Origin of the sequence: Pseudoalteromonas sp. SR43-2 (genome assembly GCF_014163885.1) — a bacterium.
GTDB classification, from domain to species: Bacteria; Pseudomonadota; Gammaproteobacteria; order Enterobacterales; family Alteromonadaceae; genus Pseudoalteromonas; species Pseudoalteromonas distincta.
Window position 1 is genome coordinate 187,411 of record NZ_JACJED010000005.1, and the last position, 14,620, is coordinate 202,030.

13 protein-coding genes are annotated in these 14,620 nt (G+C 40.3%); 10 read left to right on the forward strand and 3 right to left on the reverse strand.

The window, feature by feature from the left end; translation table 11 throughout:
* Nucleotides 1-2: 2 nt before the first annotated feature.
* The 8 genes from H5120_RS06450 (at nt 3) to H5120_RS06485 (ending at nt 8,335) form a co-directional block, all read left to right on the forward strand.
* Entirely contained in the window at nt 3-947 is a 945-nt protein-coding gene (locus H5120_RS06450) for a DUF58 domain-containing protein (RefSeq protein ID WP_182671279.1), read from the forward strand.
* Nucleotides 948-949: 2 nt separating this feature from the next.
* Nucleotides 950-1,384, forward strand: coding sequence for a DUF4381 domain-containing protein (locus H5120_RS06455; RefSeq protein WP_004335624.1), 435 nt, complete (start codon nt 950-952; stop codon nt 1,382-1,384).
* On the forward strand, nt 1,377-2,363 hold the full coding sequence (locus H5120_RS06460; protein WP_182671277.1) for a VWA domain-containing protein: 987 nt from the start codon (nt 1,377-1,379) through the stop codon (nt 2,361-2,363). The genes H5120_RS06455 and H5120_RS06460 overlap by 8 nt, the downstream gene beginning before the upstream one ends.
* Nucleotides 2,363-4,294, forward strand: coding sequence for a VWA domain-containing protein (locus H5120_RS06465; RefSeq protein WP_182673905.1), 1,932 nt, complete (start codon nt 2,363-2,365; stop codon nt 4,292-4,294). Before H5120_RS06460 ends, H5120_RS06465 begins: the two co-directional genes overlap by 1 nt.
* Nucleotides 4,288-5,946, forward strand: coding sequence for a BatD family protein (locus H5120_RS06470; protein WP_182673906.1), 1,659 nt, complete (start codon nt 4,288-4,290; stop codon nt 5,944-5,946). Before H5120_RS06465 ends, H5120_RS06470 begins: the two co-directional genes overlap by 7 nt.
* Before the next feature lie 61 nt (nt 5,947-6,007).
* Nucleotides 6,008-6,565 carry a sigma-70 family RNA polymerase sigma factor gene (locus H5120_RS06475; protein WP_032827217.1) on the forward strand — a complete coding sequence of 186 codons (558 nt, stop codon included), beginning with the start codon at nt 6,008-6,010 and terminating at the stop codon, nt 6,563-6,565.
* On the forward strand, nt 6,565-7,317 hold the full coding sequence (locus H5120_RS06480) for a DUF3379 family protein (protein WP_004335615.1): 753 nt from the start codon (nt 6,565-6,567) through the stop codon (nt 7,315-7,317). The genes H5120_RS06475 and H5120_RS06480 overlap by 1 nt, the downstream gene beginning before the upstream one ends.
* Nucleotides 7,318-7,480: 163 nt before the next feature.
* On the forward strand, nt 7,481-8,335 hold the full coding sequence (locus H5120_RS06485; protein ID WP_182673907.1) for a Tim44 domain-containing protein: 855 nt from the start codon (nt 7,481-7,483) through the stop codon (nt 8,333-8,335).
* A 47-nt stretch (nt 8,336-8,382) separates the two neighbouring features.
* On the opposite strand, the gene ggt is transcribed toward H5120_RS06485, so the two are convergent.
* Nucleotides 8,383-10,056, reverse strand: a complete 1,674-nt coding sequence (ggt, locus tag H5120_RS06490) for a gamma-glutamyltransferase (RefSeq protein ID WP_182673908.1) — start codon at nt 10,054-10,056, stop codon at nt 8,383-8,385.
* Nucleotides 10,057-10,154: 98 nt separating this feature from the next.
* Nucleotides 10,155-10,697: a GNAT family N-acetyltransferase gene (locus H5120_RS06495; RefSeq protein ID WP_182673909.1), complete on the reverse strand. Its 543-nt coding sequence runs from the start codon at nt 10,695-10,697 to the stop codon at nt 10,155-10,157.
* A 51-nt stretch (nt 10,698-10,748) separates the two neighbouring features.
* On the opposite strand from H5120_RS06495, the gene H5120_RS06500 reads away from it, so the two are divergent.
* On the forward strand, nt 10,749-11,114 hold the full coding sequence (locus H5120_RS06500) for a hypothetical protein (RefSeq protein WP_024596750.1): 366 nt from the start codon (nt 10,749-10,751) through the stop codon (nt 11,112-11,114).
* Between the two features lie 101 nt (nt 11,115-11,215).
* On the opposite strand, the gene fabB is transcribed toward H5120_RS06500, so the two are convergent.
* Nucleotides 11,216-12,427 carry a beta-ketoacyl-ACP synthase I gene (gene fabB, locus H5120_RS06505; protein WP_004335606.1) on the reverse strand — a complete coding sequence of 404 codons (1,212 nt, stop codon included), beginning with the start codon at nt 12,425-12,427 and terminating at the stop codon, nt 11,216-11,218.
* A 179-nt stretch (nt 12,428-12,606) separates the two neighbouring features.
* Between fabB and mnmC the strand changes: the two genes are divergently transcribed.
* Nucleotides 12,607-14,616, forward strand: coding sequence for a bifunctional tRNA (5-methylaminomethyl-2-thiouridine)(34)-methyltransferase MnmD/FAD-dependent 5-carboxymethylaminomethyl-2-thiouridine(34) oxidoreductase MnmC (mnmC, locus tag H5120_RS06510; RefSeq protein ID WP_182673910.1), 2,010 nt, complete (start codon nt 12,607-12,609; stop codon nt 14,614-14,616).
* The last annotated feature ends 4 nt before the right edge of the window (nt 14,617-14,620 follow it).

A 14,620-nucleotide genomic window follows, 5' to 3' on the forward strand; every position in this document is an offset into this window, starting at 1 on the left:
TTATGCAAAAACAATTAGAAACCCAAGCATGGCTCAAACAGAGCCATAGCCACGGTGTTAATTTAGCACTCAAAGAGCTGATGTATTACAAAGCCAAAGCGCAATTGCTTGAACTTGCCCCTAAGGTAAAAATAAAAAATACCTTAACAGGGCAATACCTTGCACCGCACAAAGGCCGAGGAATGGAATTTGCCGAAGTGCGACATTATCAGCAAGGTGACGATATTCGCTCTATTGATTGGCGAGTTACTGCGCGTACCGGCGAGACTCACACAAAGCTCTTTCAAGAAGAAAAAGAGCGTCCTGTATTTGTATTTACTGATTTTTCTAACTCAATGCTGTTTGGCTCAAAGTTACTGTTAAAGTCGGTGCAAGCTGCGCATATAAGCGCTCTTGTTGCATGGTCGGCGTGTCAGCGCGGCGATAGAATTGGCGGTATTGTGTTTAATCAGCACTCGCATTTAGAGCTAAAACCCAGCGCCCGTGAAAAAGCCGTGCTTAAGCTTTGTCATAATTTATGCGATAACCACCAGCAAGCGCTTAACAATATTGATAAAACAGCCACTAACAACTTTAGCGATAACCTAAAGCGCCTTAACCATTTAGCAAAACCAGGCAGCTTAGTGTATTTAGTGTCTGATTTTAATGCTCTGGATGATGCGAGCTTTAAGCAACTTGAAATATTAAGCCGCCACTGCGAGCTGATTGGTTGCCACATAAGCGATCCGTTTGAGCATCAGTTACCTGCGTTTAAGCAAGCCGTTATCGTTAATGCAAATGGTCAAGACTTTGCCCTACCATTAATGGATAACAGCTTTAGAGAACGTTTTGCTAAAAATGCTGAGCAAGCATTTAGCGCGCGCTTTAATCGCCTAACTAAATCGGGTCTTAATTTAATATCATTCAATGCAGCAACACCGCTTGAGCTGCAATTAGTGAGAAAATAACCATGCAAACCAATCCACTCGATGGCCTGCACGATATAATAGCGCCAAGCCAAGTTAATTGGTGGCCACTCGCCCCTGCTTGGTGGGTTATTATTGCACTGCTGTTTTTAGCACTGTGCGCAGCTATTTATATATTTTATAAAAAACATAAATTTAAAAAGCCTAAACGCTACGCAATACAATTGAGTCAAAGTGAGCAAAACCCTCAGCAACTGCATATTATTTTAAAACGTTTAGTGATTGAATATTACGACAAGCGACTTGCTGCGCAATCTACCTCTAAATGGTGCACAACACTTAATACACTCACCGGTTTAAGCTTTACAGAACAAGAAATACTAAGCTTGTATAACCCCAGTCAAAAAGATACAACACTGTGCGAAAAATTTCGCCAAGGTATTAAGCAATTTAAAATAAAGGAGTCAGTAAATGTTTGAATTTAGCTGGCCATGGTTATTTTTATTACTACCCTTGCCTTTATTACTTTTACTATTAAAACCCGCAGCAAGTAATGCCAGTACGCGTTTACGTATACCCAGTTTTGCAAAGCACAATTTAACCAGCCAAAGCATCGAGCCACACGCACGACGTTTAAATCCCCTCGAGTGGGTAATTTGGTTATTACTTGTTACTGCTGCTGCCAATCCAACATGGTTAGATGAGCCAATTTCATTACCAAATGAAGGACGCGATATAATGTTAGCAGTTGACTTATCAGGCTCGATGACCGAACAAGACATGGCTTATAATGGCCAATATGTTGACCGCCTTACCATGGTAAAAGCTGTACTCAGTGATTTTATAGAGCAACGTCAAGGCGACAGGCTTGGGCTAATATTATTTGGCGACACCGCGTTTTTACAAACCCCGCTCACCCGCGACGTCAAAACAGTAAGTAAAATGCTCAGCGAAGCGCAAATTGGTTTAGTGGGGCGCGCAACAGCCATTGGTGATGCATTGGGTCTTTCGGTAAAACGCTTTGCCAATAAAGATGAAAGTAACCGAATTGTGGTGCTATTAACCGACGGACAAAACACCGCGGGCAATCTAAACCCAGAAGATGCCCTACTGCTAGCTCGCGAAGAAGGTATTAAAGTGTACACCATTGGTGTTGGCTCAGATAATCCGCGCGGCTTTAGTCTCTTTAATGTGGGAGGCTCTAGTGGCAGTAATTTAGATGAAAGATTACTTAAAAAGATTGCCGAGCAAACTGGCGGATTATACTTTAGAGCCAAAGATGTAGCTGGCCTTCAACAAATTTACGCAGAGCTTGATAAGCTTGAACCTATTAGCGCTGATGAACAAACATTTCGCCCACAAAGCTCATTATTTTACTACCCGTTACTTATCGCTATTTTACTTATTAGCTTAAAAGTAATGCTTAGTACACTGCGTGCATTAAAGGAGCCAAACTAATGGATTTTGAATTTATTCGCCCCGCTCTTTTATGGTTACTCATACCTGCTGTGGCATTATTTTTTGTTGCCTTAATTAAGCATAAAAAAACCACCAGTGAGCAGCTAATTGCACCGCATTTAGCACAATTTATAATGAGCGAAGCAAACACTAAAGCCAGCCAGCCACTTTGGCTAGTTGCTTTATTTTGCAGCCTTGGCATTTTATTTAGTGCTGGGCCTAGCTTTGAGAAAAAACAAGTTCCTGTATTTCAAAGTAAAAGTGCCCGTGTAATTGTTATGGATATGTCGTACTCAATGTACAGCACCGATATTCTGCCAAATCGTTTAATGCAATCACGCTTTAAAGCGCTTGATATGATTGAGCTATTTAAAGAAGGTGATACCGCGCTTGTAGCTTACGCAGGCACGGCCTATGTAATTTCACCACTAACAAACGATGCCACAACACTCAGTAATTTAATTCCAAGCTTGAGCCCTGAAATAATGCCAGACAAAGGCTCAAACGTTTTAGCGGGTCTTGATATGGCCAAAGAGCTATTAACGCAAGCGGGTTATATTGATGGCGACATTATTTTAGTGACCGACGGTATTGACCAACAAGAACAAAGCGACGTGAGTAGCTTTACCAGTAACACCCAATATAGATTAAATATATATGGTGTAGGTACCGCTCAAGGCGCACCAATTAAGTTACCTGAAGGCGGCTTTTTGAAAGACAGATACGGCCAAATTGTAGTACCTACAATTAATGCCTCTCAGCTTAAAAATTTAGCATCAAGCAGCGGTGGTAAATTTGCTAGTTACCAACCTAGCAATAACGACATAAATACGTTTGCCCCAAATGCACAGAGTGAATTATTGAAAGACGAAAAACAAAGCCATGCGCTTTGGCGAATAGATGCAGGTATTTACGGACTCTTGTTATTACTGCCATTTGGTTTGTATTTATTTAGACGCGCTGCCTTGTTAGGCGCATTTTTAGCTTTTGGTTTTTTACCGCAACAAAATGCGTATGCCGTAGAGCTCCCTACTCTTTTGCAAAATGCAGATCAACGTGCATTAGAGGCTTACAATAATAAAGAATACGATGCAGCAACACAGGCGCAATCGAGTGAGTTGAAAGGCGCGGCGCTTTACCAGCAAGGTAATTTTGATGCTGCACTTAATGAGTTTAGTAATGATAAGTCGGCTACCGGATTATACAACTACGGTAATGCCCTTGCCAAAGCTGGCAAACTTGAGGACGCAATTGAGGCGTACAAACAGGCCCAAAGCTTACAAGATGACTTTACACAAGCAGCCGATAACCAAGCCTTAGTTGAGCAATTACTAAATCAACAAGAGCAACAAAACCAGCAAGATCAGCAAAGCGACGGCGACGACTCTCAAGACCAAGATGATAGTCAGAAAAAAGATGAGCAGAACCAAGGGCAAAATTCTGATGGGTCAAAACAGGACCAGCAACAAAATGGTGATAAAAGCGATTCTGAAAAAGGCGAAAACGAAAGTCAAAGCTCAAGCGATGAAAAATCAGATAAAGAATCTGAACAATCAAAAGATCAACAAGGTGAGCCTGGCGAGCAATCAGATAAGCAAAATGAACCTGATATGCAAGCCCAGCCACAAAGCGAACAAGGGCAAAATAAAGACGCTGATCAGCCTAAAGAGGATGAGCAGCAACAAAGTAAGCCACAAGCAATAAGTGAGCAACCTGCCACTGATGAGCAAAAACAAAGTGCTCAGCAACAAGCGATGCAAGCCCAAGCAAGTGAGCTCACTAATGAAGAAAAAGAAAAAGCACAACAGCTTAATCAACTACTTAGAAAAGTCCCGGACGATCCGGCTATTTTATTACGGAATAAAATGCAATTAGAAGCCCAAAAAAGACAATATAAACGTCGCCCTACAGGAGTCGAAAAATCATGGTAATGCGATTATTTTGCTGTTTATTGCTATTAAGTGCGATGCCTTCGTGGGCTGCCACCAAATTAGAAGCCAGCATAGATAAAAACCCTGTATTAGCGGGTGAATTTTTTATGCTTAATATATCGGTAGACGATACAGTTAAAGGCGAGCAACCAGACACCTCATCGCTGTTAAAAGACTTTGTTGTAGGCCCGACGAGCTTAAGCTCTCGTACCAACATTATTAATGGCAGCATTAATAAACAAACTACGTGGTCAGTTAAACTAATGACCCGTACAGAGGGTGATTACACGATACCGGCATTTAGCGTTGCAGGGTTAACCTCACAACCTATTAAATTAAAAGTGGCAAAACGCTCAGTTGATGCAGATAAAAATAACGAAATATTTTTAAAAACGTCGCTCTCAAGTAATTCATTATTTGTCCAAGAAGCCGGTGTTTACACTGTTAAGCTCTACCTTGCCAAAGAACTGCTTGATGGCAGCTTAAGCACACCAAGTATGGAAGATGCTCAGCTAACCCAATTAGGTAAACAAACTGAGAGTTATGAGCTGGTTGATGGCAAACGCTACCTTGTTATTACTCGTGAGTATTTGATTCAGCCACAAAAAAGTGGTGCCTACACGATTGCAGGCCCTGCGTTTCAAGGGCGAGTACAGCAAAATTACCGCCAACTGGAGGTATCTGCTCTTGGCGAGGATCAGCAAGTAGAAATAAAACCAATCCCGAGTGACTATAAAGGCGCATGGTTACCAAGCGAATTGGTTAACCTTGATGAAGAATGGCAACCTAACGACAACACAGTAGAAGTAGGTACGCCTATAACACGTACTATTACGCTTACCGCGCTTGGAGTTACAAAAGAGCAATTACCTGAAATCTCTATGCCTACTATTGATGGCATACGCAGCTATCCTGATAAAAAAGAAAATAACAATGCAGTGCGAGACGGACGCGTTGTATCGCAACAAACGGCATCATATGCCTTACTGCCGCAAAAACCAGGTACTTATACTTTGCCTGAAATAAAGCTGCCTTGGTTTAATACCAAAATGAACCGTATTAGTGTAGCTACATTACCAAAGCGTACTATTACAGTAACGCCAAGTACTACCGCGCCTAATACAGCCATAGCAAACCCACAACCCAGCACAAATAATTCACCTACTCTTGAAAATATTTCGAATCAAGCAACTGGCACACAACCTATTGAAACTAAAAGTGATACTCCTCTTTGGTTAATAGTTGTTGCCGCTTTAGGGTATATTTTATGGATTGGTACTGTAATTTTTTACTTAATAAGCCGTTCTACTAAAAATACGACTGAAAAATTACAGCTAAACACCCGTGGTACTTCTCAGCCAAGCTTAAATGAGCTTAAAGCATTAGCTAAAACACACGATGTGAAAGCCTTTTACACCGCATTAAATAACTTTTCTGTAAAGGTGACCCATAAAAATGTTGGCGCGATTGATGAGCTCTGCATCCGTGTAAACAGCAGCGAGCTTAATGGTCTCATTAGCCAATTGCAGGCACAACTTTACAGTAATAAAGGCGCAAACACGGATCTTAATGCTATTATTAAAATTCTTGAGAACTATCAAACTCAGGCATCAAAGTCGCAACAAGCTGTATTAAAAGACCTTTATGATTAATAACTACGAACCTCAGGTCATTTTTTGCAATAACTAATAATTTTTAATTAAAAAAGTGCTTATGCTTGGAAAGAAAAAATCAAACAATCAGGTCTTAATCGATATGGCAGAGAAACAAAAGCGTTATGAAGCCTTGGTCCACGTTTACAATAAAGAGCTTTATCGCTTTGCTTATTGGTTATGCCGTGATCCGCACATAGCAGATGATTTAGTACAGGAAACGTTTTTACGCGCATGGCGTTCACTCGACTCTTTACTTGATCAAAAGGCAGCTAAACCTTGGCTGCTTACTATATTACGAAGAGAAAACGCACGCCGATTTGAACGTAAACAGTTTGATTACAGCGACGTAGAAAACGATACGCTTGTTGATGAAACCAGCCATTCATTAGACGATGAAATGGAACAAACGGTAATTCAACGCCAGATTGCACTGCTATCTGATGAATACCGAGAGCCATTATTACTGCAAGTTGTAATGGGCTGCTCTGGTGAAGAAATTGCAGGCATACTTAATTTAAATAAAAACACGGTAATGACTCGTTTATACCGTGCCAGAAATCAACTTAAAGAGGCTTTAAGCCGTGATGATGAACAACTTAAAGGGGCATCAAAATAATGGATGAACTTGAGTTTCGTCGCCGCACTATTGCGCAGCCAAACGACATTGACAAGGAGCTTATGGAGTTTGCTGACAATAACCCAGAGCGACAAAGTTTTATTAACGATATGAAAGATTTTGATAAATTCATTCAAGATTCTTTAGATATACCTGTGCCTGAAAATCTTGCAGACCGCATTCTTTTAAACACATCGTTAAAAGAAAAAGCACTCCAAGAAGAACAAGCAAAAGGCAAAAATGTGGTTGATGCTCGATCGCGTTTTAAGTTTGATCGTGTACATCTTGCGTTAGCAGCATCTTTTGTAGTGGCGATTAGTGCCTTCTTTTTTAGTACAGAGCAAAATATTGCACACGAAGCCGGTGAGCATGCGCTTGCCCATGTGTACTACGAAATTAATGCGCTTGATAAAAAAGAGCCCATTAGCCTACAAAGCGTCAACGACAAGCTTGCAGTATTAGGTGGTCATCTTGATGAACTTCCTGGCGCTGTAACTTATGCCATGTTTTGTGATTTTAAAGGCGAAAAAGGACTGCATTTAATATTTGAGTCTGACTTTGGTCCTATGACGGTATTTATAGTGCCTTCTGAAAATAAATCATTTGGTTTTGGGGATGACAACTTCCGCGATGAGCGCTTTGAAGGTCACATTAATCGTGGCTCACAAGCTGATACTATTTTAGTGGCAAGTCTTGGAGCACCTCTAGATACATATAACGAACGCGTTACTGGCGCAATTCGTTGGCTTTAAAATAGACAAATTTACCGCTTAGTTTCTACTGAGCGGTTTTTTTATTAAATACCCTCTAATAAACCCTTCCTTTATACCCAAAACCTCTGATTTTTAAAGTAATTAATTAAATTTCTAAAGAAAGTAAATTATAATCGCGGCTCGATTTTAATTAGGGTATTTCATGAAGAACATCATCGTTATTTTTTCATTATTGGCATTATTATGTACTGCCAGTTTTGATGCACACGCACGTAAAAAGTTTGGCAGTAGTAAACGCGGACAGACACCTGCAACACAACAAACAGCGCAAAAACAGCAAACAGATACAACAACACCTAACGCTGCACCTAAAGCAACATCAAATAAAAAAGGCATTATGGCAGGCGTTTTTGGAGGGCTTTTAGCGGGTGGCTTAATTGCAGCAATGTTAGGCGACGATTTTGAAGGTTTTCAGCTATTAGAAATTATTTTATTAGCTGGCGGACTCTTTATTTTATTTAAGCTAGTAACGGGCTTTTTACGTGCTAATCGTGCCCCACAACTTGCCAGTGCAAGTACAAGTGCTCAGCAAAATGCTTTTAAACAAGCACCTATCGAGCAACCAACAAGTACAGGCTTTGCAAGCAGCGCCCCACAAGGTGAAAGTGTGCCTTTTAATTTACCACCTAACTTTGACGTTAATGGCTTTTTGCAAGGTGCCCGTAGTCATTACCATACGCTACAAACTGCATGGAACAATGCCGATTACTCCACAATGGCTGAATACTTAAGCCCTGCACTTGTTGCCGAGTTTAAAGCTGAACGTGAAGCTATACAAAGCGTAGAAACAGAAGTGATGTTTATTGATGCCGAACTTGTGCGCGCAGATACAAACGCGCAATCGTGGCAAGTTAGTGTTCGCTTTAAAGGTAAGTACCGTGATTTAGGCGATAAAAAAGAAGAGCCTATTTTAGAAATTTGGCACTTAGAGCGTCTAATTTCAGACGACGCTCCATGGCTAATAGTGGGTGTTGAAGATTTAATTGATACTCAATAATTTTGTATTATTTAAAGCACCGCGCTTTTAGCGCGGTGTTTTTTTATTTAAAAAACAATTGATTTACCACGTCCTGATGCTTCAGAAGCGGCATCTAATTGGCCCTCTTTATTAATAATAACGTGTAAGTCACCAAAGTGATTCTCATCTATGGTGTAACCCATTTTTGTAAGCTCTGCTTTTACGCTATCGGTTAAACCTATGTGTGTTCTAATTATATTTTTAGGCCATAGTTGATGATGAAAACGAGGGCTATTTACAACCTGCTCAGCAGTCATATCAAACTCTACCGCATTTAAGATAGATTCGTACACAGAGCTAATAATTGTTGTGCCACCAGGCGAGCCTGTCACCATTTTAACGGTGTTGTCTTTAAGGAGTATTGTAGGCGTCATAGAGCTAAGCATACGCTTGTGCGGCTGTATTTCGTTAGCTTTACCGCCTATTGCACCAAACACATTCATAACGCCTGGTTTGGCACTAAAGTCGTCCATTTCATCATTTAAAATAAACCCTGCACCTTCAACAACTACACCGCTACCAAACCCTAAGTTTATTGTGGTGGTATTTGCGACAGCGTTACCCATTTTATCAACGATTGAAAAGTGTGTAGTTTGCTCACTTTCTTTAAGGCCCGGTTTAATATTTTCGGTAGTCGAGATAGCGGTTAACGAAATGCCATTACTGCGCTCTTTGAGGTAGTTAATATTAGTTAATGCGTTGACTGGTACATCAAAAAAATCAGGATCGCCTAAATACTCCGCCCTATCTGCAAATACACGTTTACCTATTTCAGAAAGTAAGTGTACATACTGAGTAGAGTTATGCGCTAAGCCCGCATCTGGTTTTTGTAACTCATACATTTTAAGCCACTGTAAAATAGCAATACCACCTGAACTCGGCGGTGGAGAAGTAAGTACTTCATAACCATTCCAACTCGCTTTAATAGGTGTACGTGATTTAGCGGTGTAACCTTTTAAATCATCTTGATTAATTATACCGCCATGTTGGTGCATAAATTTAGCAATAATATTTGCAGTTTCACCTTTATAAAACCCATCTTGGCCGTTATCACGGATACGCTTTAGCGTCGCCGCTAACTCGGGTTGCTTAAATACTTTATTAGCTTTTACATCAGCAAAGTATTTTTCGAAGTTTACATTTATTTTTTGCTCTTTTAGGCGGGCTATATAATTGCTCACACCTTTTGCTAACTTAGGCGGAACTACAAACCCTTGCTCAGCCAACGTTACCGCTGGTTGTACTAATTCTTCCCACTTTAAAGTGCCATGTTTTTGATGGGCAAGCCACATGCCCGCTACACTGCCAGGTACACCGCTTGCGTGAATACCATATATTGATTTGTTTGCAATAACATTACCTTGCTCATCTAAATACATATCACGATGAGCCGCTGTTGGCGCTGTTTCGCGATAATCTATAAAATCACCCTTGCCATCTTTTTGAATAAGCATAAATCCCCCGCCGCCAATATTGCCAGCTTCAGGAAGCGTTACTGCAAGTACAAATTGTGCCGTAATAGCCGCATCAACAGCATTACCGCCTTGCTCTAATATACTTTTAGCAGCATCGGCACTGAACGAGTCAGGCATTGCTACCGCACTTTGCGATAAAGGCTGCGCTAAAACACTAAAAGCAGCGAACTGTAAAACCAGCACACTTTTGACGATTAATTTACTTGGTGAAAAAAGCAATCCCATACAACATCCTTAATTTATTATTTTTTAGTTACGCATTCTTATTAATGCACGTCACTTAAGGACAGGTCAATCTTTATACTGTTGATATTTAATCATCTTTAAACATTTTTTGAATAAAGCACCGCAGGTAAGTCGCCTTGCTCGTCTGTATGTGTATAATTTTTTATAAATTGCAGGCCTAGCTTTTTCATTATATTTATAGAAGCCGTATTATCTTTTAGTGCCGTTGCACTTATCACCTTAACGTCATCTTGCTTTATAAGTTCATCACATAATGCTAAAGCCGCCTCGGTTGCATAACCATGCCCCCAACTTGCTTGCTTAAAGCGCCAGCCTATTTCAATATCACTGTAGTTTGGTGCATCAGTAAAAAAGCCCATAGGCCTTATTAATACCCAACCTATAAATGTATTGGTTTGCTTTATAGTGATGCTCCACAGCCCCCAGCCTTTTAGCTCATTTCGATATGCGAGCATACGAGGCACTCCCTCATTTTTTATTTGCTCTAAAGAGGTAGGTTCACCTCGTGTTAAATACTGCATTACAGCTGGGTCTTGGTCGAGTTCAAATAATTGAGGCCAATCATGCTCATTCATTAATTTAAAATTTAATCGTTTTGTTACGGGGGCGTTCATTTTCATTGTTGTATAGTCTGTCTCGAATTAATTATCAGTCTCTAAAGGAGATAGCACATGAATAAATTAGCAGGTTTAGCTTTATTAGGCACTTTAATTACATTAACTGGTTGTGAAGATGCCAACGAAGTAAAAGAAGATGCAAAAGATAAAAGCGCACAAATGCAAGAAAAGCTTGGTGATGCATGGAACGACGTTAAAGAGACAACTAACGATCTTAAAAATGACGAGTCTTTAAACGAGCTATTAGAGCAAAGTAAAGCAATGGGCTTAGACATGTACGACGACGGCAAAGAGATTGCGGTTGACGCATGGATTAAAAGCAAAGAAGCTGCTGGCGAGTTAACTGAAAAAACTAAGCAAAAAGCGCAAGAAATTGCAGACGAAATTGAGCAAGCACGTCAAGAACATAACGAAGGTTAATTAAACTTTCGATAATAAAAAAGGAAAGCCTCGGCTTTCCTTTTTTGTTTTGGGCTATTTAGCCCAGTTATGCGTTTGCATATAGGGCTTATAAGCTCAAATTAACCTTTGTACTTACTCATAACTAAAGTCGCGTTTGTGCCACCAAAGCCAAAGCTATTAGACATTACAGTATTTAACTCAACATCACGACGCTCAGTAATAATATCTAAACCTGTCGCTTGCTCATCTAGCTCATCAATATTAATTGAAGGTGCTACAAAGCTGTGCTCTAGCATTAATAATGAGAAGATAGCTTCGTGAACACCTGCAGCACCTAGGGCATGACCCGTCATTGCTTTAGTTGCGCTGATCATTGGTGATTTACCACCAAACACTTCTTGTATCGCACCTAACTCTTTAACATCGCCTACAGGCGTTGATGTGCCGTGAGTGTTTAGGTAATCAATACTATCTACATCTTGCATAGCTTGGCGCATACAACGTGCTGCACCTTCGCCAGAAGGAGCAACCATGTCGTAGCCATCTGATGTTGCACCGTAGCCAACAATTTCAGCGTAAATATGCGCGCCACGTGCAAGTGCATGTTCAAGTTCTTCAACTACAACAATACCGCCGCCGCCAGAAATAACAAAACCATCGCGATTTGCATCGTATGTACGAGACGCTTTTTCAGGTGTTTCATTGTATTTAGTAGAAAGTGCGCCCATAGCGTCAAATTCCATTGCCAATGTCCAGTGTAGCTCTTCACCACCACCAGCAAACACAACGTCTTGCTTGCCAAGCTGGATTTGCTCTACTGCATTACCAATACAATGCGCAGATGTTGCACATGCAGAGCTAATTGAATAGTTAACACCTTTAATTTTAAATGGTGTTGCTAAACAAGCAGATGTAGTACTCGCCATAGTGCGTGGCACCATATAAGGACCTACACGTTTTACGCCTTTTTCACGTAAAATATCAGCAGCTTCTACTTGCCATTTAGACGAACCACCGCCAGAGCCAACAATAATACCCGTGCGCTCATTTGATACTTGGTCGTCAGACAAACCTGAGTCTTCAATTGCTTGCGTCATTGAAATATAAGAGTAAGCAGCAGCATCTCCCATAAAGCGCATTGCTTTGCGGTCAACGTGTGCTTTAACGTCAATATCAATTTTACCCGATACGTTACTACGTAACTTATAATCGGCAAATTCTTGATTAAAAGCGATGCCGCTTTTGCCCGTTTTTAACGATTCTAATACTTCTTCTTTGTTGTTACCTATACTTGATACAACACCGATACCTGTAATTACAGCTCTTCTCATGGGTAATTCCCTTAGCTTAATACTTAATTGCATTCTATTTTACGCGAATTTAATCACCTAAGTGGTCAGCTTTCTAGCGTACACTTGTACTCTGAACTGCTAGCTTATAAATAACGCCAGACTATTTCAAAGAAAACCCGTAAAATAATTAAAAAATATATCTATAAAATTAAAAAATCATGATCAAAAATGCACATATACACTTTAATAATTTAGGTACACCTTTCGCTAATGACTTCGGTGATATTTATTTTTCTAATGACGATGGCTTAGCTGAATCGCATTATGTGTATTATGAGCAAAATAATATAGATGTACGATTACAAAATCATGACCAGCCACATTTTGTTATTGCCGAAACCGGCTTTGGTACAGGTTTAAACTTTTTAAATACATGGCAGCGTTTTACTGACCACCTTGCACGTCAACAAGTTCAAAATCAATTAGATAATGGTGTTAAACGCTTACACTTTATTTCATTTGAAAAATATCCACTGCACATAGACGATTTAAACAAAGCACTACAGGCATGGCCATCATTAAGCGCCTTTAGTAACAAATTATCTAAACAATACCCAATTAATTTAGAAGGATGCCACAGACTCGAATTTGACAATGGACTTGTTGTTCTCGATTTATACTTTGGTGATGCACTTGAATCAATACAAGCAATGAGCTATCCGCAAACAGGAATTGTTGACGCTTGGTATTTAGATGGTTTTGCGCCAAGTAAAAACCCCGAAATGTGGCAGCAAAGTTTATTTAATTCTATGGTCAATATATCAAGGGCAAATGCAACCTTATCAACATTTACTTCAGCAGGTTTTGTTCGCCGTGGATTAATTGATGCAGGGTTTAATACTAAAAAAGCCAAAGGCTTTGGCCAAAAAAGAGATATGCTTGTTGGCCAACTAGAGTGCGTAAATGATGCTCAATCAGCTCCTGCATATTTTCATCAAGATAGCAGCGCTTTAAAAAATGTAGCGGTCATTGGCGGCGGTATAGCCAGTAGCTGCATTTTATATAGCTTGGCTAAACGAGGCATAGCAAGTCAATTATTCTGCCAAGATGAAAAACCAGCTATGGGGGCATCGCACAATGTGCAAGGTGCTATTTACCCTCACCTACAAGCTAAAAATTCACCGCACAGTGAATTGTTTGCACATAGCTTTTTATACGCAAAGCGTTTGTATAACCAACTAATCAATAATGGCTTTAGCTTTGATTACGATTGGTGCGGCGTATTACAACACGCAGTAAAAAAGCCTCTGGCCGATAAACATGAAAATTTAGCACAAAAACAACTGTGGCCAACCCAGCTAATGCACAACGTAACCGCAGAGCAAGGCGACGAAATAGCCGGCGTAAAAACAGGTTATTCGGGCGTATTTTTTGAACAAGGCGGCTGGGTTAACCCTCCGCAACTAGTAAACGCCATGTTAAGCGCTGCAAATAGCATAAACCCATTTAAAAGCTCATTTAGTTGTAATATTGAACAGCTAGAAAAAACCGATAACGGCTGGTTTTTATCAACAAATGATGAACGGCTAGGTCCTTTTAGTGATGTAATTATTTGTGCAGGCGAGCACAGTGATGCATTTGAGCAAACAAAATCGCTACCAATAGTAGGCGTACGCGGGCAAGTTTCACATATTGAGGCAAGTGAGCAATCACGCAAACTTAAAACAGTGCTATGCCATAAAGGGTATTTTACCCCAGCCTATTTAGATCATCACTGTATGGGAGCCACGTTTGAAAAAAATACTAAAAGCCGTCAAGTTACAGCGCTCGACAACCAATTAAACCAAGAGCAACTACTTAGCTTTTATCAGCAAAGTGAATTTGCCTCTACCCTTGGCAATATTACCTCGGCAAAAGCAGCTGTACGATGCACATTTATAGATCACCTACCAATGGCAGGGCAATGGTGCGAACAAAGTGATTATACAATGGCCTTTGCTAACTTACGCCTAGGAAAACGCTATCAATATGAGAAACTTAATAAGCCACAACAAGGCCTACATATTTTTACCGGCTTTGGCGCCCGCGCTTTATGTAGCGCACCGCTAAGCGCAGAACATCTCGTAAGCTGTTTAAATAACGAGCCTCGCCCATTAAGCGAACGTGTAAGCCAAGCTATTCACCCTGCCCGGTTTATAGTGCGAGACTTAATTCGTAATAAAATTTAAATGA

What these genes read in the sequence shown, in the direction of transcription:
- H5120_RS06480 (WP_004335615.1), top strand. Translation starts at nt 6,565, where the DNA reads ATGGATGAACTTGAGTTTCGTCGCCGCACTATTGCGCAGCCAAACGAC.
- H5120_RS06455 (WP_004335624.1), top strand. Translation starts at nt 950, where the DNA reads ATGCAAACCAATCCACTCGATGGCCTGCACGATATAATAGCGCCAAGC.
- H5120_RS06500 (WP_024596750.1), top strand. Translation starts at nt 10,749, where the DNA reads ATGAATAAATTAGCAGGTTTAGCTTTATTAGGCACTTTAATTACATTA.
- H5120_RS06495 (WP_182673909.1), bottom strand. Translation starts at nt 10,697, where the DNA reads ATGAAAATGAACGCCCCCGTAACAAAACGATTAAATTTTAAATTAATG.
- H5120_RS06475 (WP_032827217.1), top strand. Translation starts at nt 6,008, where the DNA reads ATGCTTGGAAAGAAAAAATCAAACAATCAGGTCTTAATCGATATGGCA.
- H5120_RS06465 (WP_182673905.1), top strand. Translation starts at nt 2,363, where the DNA reads ATGGATTTTGAATTTATTCGCCCCGCTCTTTTATGGTTACTCATACCT.
- H5120_RS06460 (WP_182671277.1), top strand. Translation starts at nt 1,377, where the DNA reads ATGTTTGAATTTAGCTGGCCATGGTTATTTTTATTACTACCCTTGCCT.
- fabB (WP_004335606.1), bottom strand. Translation starts at nt 12,427, where the DNA reads ATGAGAAGAGCTGTAATTACAGGTATCGGTGTTGTATCAAGTATAGGT.
- H5120_RS06485 (WP_182673907.1), top strand. Translation starts at nt 7,481, where the DNA reads ATGAAGAACATCATCGTTATTTTTTCATTATTGGCATTATTATGTACT.
- H5120_RS06450 (WP_182671279.1), top strand. Translation starts at nt 3, where the DNA reads ATGCAAAAACAATTAGAAACCCAAGCATGGCTCAAACAGAGCCATAGC.
- mnmC (WP_182673910.1), top strand. Translation starts at nt 12,607, where the DNA reads ATGATCAAAAATGCACATATACACTTTAATAATTTAGGTACACCTTTC.
- H5120_RS06470 (WP_182673906.1), top strand. Translation starts at nt 4,288, where the DNA reads ATGGTAATGCGATTATTTTGCTGTTTATTGCTATTAAGTGCGATGCCT.
- ggt (WP_182673908.1), bottom strand. Translation starts at nt 10,056, where the DNA reads ATGGGATTGCTTTTTTCACCAAGTAAATTAATCGTCAAAAGTGTGCTG.